Here is a 2,547-nt window from a genome sequence, read left to right on the forward strand (position 1 = left end):
TAGAAAATCACCAGCATCAGCCAGAATACCCTGATGAGCCTTCTGGTAGTCCGCTAGTTCAGCGTCGGTAATAGGCCGCAAACCCCACGGGTCCACCTGATTCACCGGATTATTCCCCGCAAACGAATACGGGTTAGAACCCCAGGCGGCACCAGCCACAGGAGCCAGAGGATCAACGCTCAAGAATGACGCGGTCAGCGGGTCATAACCACGAGCACCCATCAACTCCACACCGGCAGGGATGGGGATATCATCTGACAATAGGGCAAAGCCAATAACACTCTTCGAGCCACTTCAGGCTACACCCGAGTCGGAACCAATAACCCCAAAAAAGAATCCTGCCAACCAGCCCCGCCTGCTAAACACCAAAAAGTAGCAAAGACTACACACTCCTACTCTGTTCTTCTAAATATTCCACACAAAGATCATATAATCGCGTTCTCAGATGGTCTAACATCATATTTTCTTGTGGATAGAAGTTGCCTGCGGTAGACAAAACAAGATCTGAGAAACTACCAGCCCCTCTGTACATTTTGAGGATATTTCTGATTACGATTTCTTCATTTGGGTCTGAATGAAGGGAACGCGCTATGCCTTCAAAAGAAGAACTATAAGGTTCGCACTGCATAGAATTAAGAAGGGCATGTATTTTTTCGACACATTCTGTGATGTGTTTTTTTAGTTGAGGTTCCAATGTCCTACCCCTTTCACCCCTTCAATAGTCCAGGGTTTTCAATAAGAATTTGTTGAGTTTATAGCCCATATTATTGCCATGAACAAAATGCTGAGCGTTACTAATATAATGTTTCTTTTCTTGCGCATTTGCCTTCATCCGTACTTATGGGCCGCAGGGGAAGTTAATATTTAATTGCACCAGATACATAATCCTTCGACCTATCCAAAACAAAACCTTCCGCCCTATTACCCGTCTCGGGCACAGGAGCGAACACCCTAAACACCACAACGCTCCCGAAACCCCACCACAAAATCAACAAAATACGGCCGCTGAAACCTCAACTCCTTAGCAGCATGCCGCACCTCAAACTCACCCAGCCACCCCAAAGCATCCTCCCTCAAACCAGCAAGCTCAAGAGCCAACACATAACTAGCCCACCACTGAGCACCCCCAATATTAGGATTACACCCACGCCACCTCAAAACATCCAAGGTGTACTCCACCGAACACATCTTCCGCATATGCGGCACGCCCTGCTCCACCAAACAGGTCACAGGAGCCGACAAATCAATCGGCTCATGAGGGCCTTCCTGAATATCCCATTCAACACCCAAACGCTCACTCCGCAAAGGATCAATCTCAAACAAAGCCTCACCAAAAACCGGCTCCCCCTTATATTTCACCAAAAAGGGCGCCACTTCACGAGCCAACTCCGTAAAAGGATGCCACACAACACCAATAGTCACATCAACAGAGGAACCGGCCCCATAATTAGAACTCGTAGTCAACCCAACAAAACCTGACCATTCCTCATCAAAAAAGTACTGGGCATACCTACCCACTTTCTTAAAACCCAACTGGGCTAGCTCAGCATGCCAGAGCTTCTGCACATCACGATCCCTTGCCATTGCTCTTACCTTTCTCAGCATCCATCAAAGAACCAGCCACAGGTCTGCCAAATTAATTAGTATATATCCGCTTCCCAATCGCCCCGTTCTAAAAAGTGTTCAAAGGCATCTCTTAACCATTCATGAAAAGTCAGGTAGATTCTTTTATTATTTTGCTCCCAGCCAGGCGAAGCATAATCATGGATAATGCAAATATAGTTACTGTTTTGAACATCAAAACAGGCCACATCATCGAGGTCTTCTCGCATTGCGAAGGGAACTAAGTTGCGTTGAGGGTACCTTTGCTTGATCCCCTCAAACTTTTGCTGCAACCTATCGCCTGTAAGGATTGTCCACGGCTCAAATTCGAGAGCCTCAATTTCCACAAGACGTTTCAGCTGCCCAGGGTACTGAAACCCCAGAGGTAAAAGTGAAGATGAGAGTAGTGTTTTTTCTTGCATTTTCTATCACCTTATCTATGAGTTCAATCTGGGTAATTCGGGCGAGCCGTATCTATTATCACGAGCAAATTTACCCCCTTGTCGAATAATACGGTTTTCAACCCCATCCCCCCAGGTTTGTGGAGTATGAGGTGGAATTTCAGAAGCTGCCCAATTTGCAGGAACTTTATATCTTGCTTCTCGCGATAAAGATTGTATACGCGTTGAATCGATATTATCTGTATATTCATGGATACGCGCAGACACCGGAGTATTGGTGATTTGCGCTGCCGCTACCCGTGTATTATCTACAGTAGTTAACAAACCGTCCGGCATTCTTACAACGTCAACAGAATCCCCCTTCCATCCTACCTTGGACATGCTTTCAATAATTTCTTTTGAACCGTTAACTGTCTTCTGGCTAAAACGTATATCATGGGGGGCCACGTAAGTGGGCATTTTCCCAAGCTCAGTTTCAGCAATACGATTTAGTTTGGGGCTAGCATCATGAATAACGTCCCTAGCTTCGCCCACCAGCTTCTTA

At 46.2% G+C, this 2,547-nt stretch carries 4 protein-coding genes and 1 pseudogene; all 5 read right to left on the reverse strand.

Annotated features, from left to right (window positions below):
* Positions 1 to 261, reverse strand: a 261-nt coding sequence (locus ACN08Y_RS10795) for an RHS repeat-associated core domain-containing protein (RefSeq protein WP_419112712.1), incomplete at its 3' end; no start/stop codon positions are given.
* A 121-nt stretch (positions 262 to 382) separates the two neighbouring features.
* On the reverse strand, positions 383 to 628 hold the full coding sequence (locus ACN08Y_RS10800) for a DUF6966 domain-containing protein (RefSeq protein ID WP_419112716.1): 246 nt from the start codon (positions 626 to 628) through the stop codon (positions 383 to 385).
* Between the two features lie 323 nt (positions 629 to 951).
* Positions 952 to 1,584: a hypothetical protein gene (locus ACN08Y_RS10805; protein WP_419112713.1), complete on the reverse strand. Its 633-nt coding sequence runs from the start codon at positions 1,582 to 1,584 to the stop codon at positions 952 to 954.
* Positions 1,585 to 1,640: 56 nt separating this feature from the next.
* Positions 1,641 to 2,024 (reverse strand): hypothetical protein, encoded by a 384-nt coding sequence (locus ACN08Y_RS10810; protein ID WP_419112715.1) that lies wholly within the window; start codon positions 2,022 to 2,024, stop codon positions 1,641 to 1,643.
* Positions 2,025 to 2,039: 15 nt separating this feature from the next.
* Positions 2,040 to 2,547, reverse strand: a pseudogene (locus ACN08Y_RS10815) (hypothetical protein); the annotation flags it as partial.

The sequence above is a fragment of the Rothia sp. P5764 genome (assembly GCF_048512965.1).
Taxonomy (GTDB): Bacteria; Actinomycetota; Actinomycetes; order Actinomycetales; family Micrococcaceae; genus Rothia.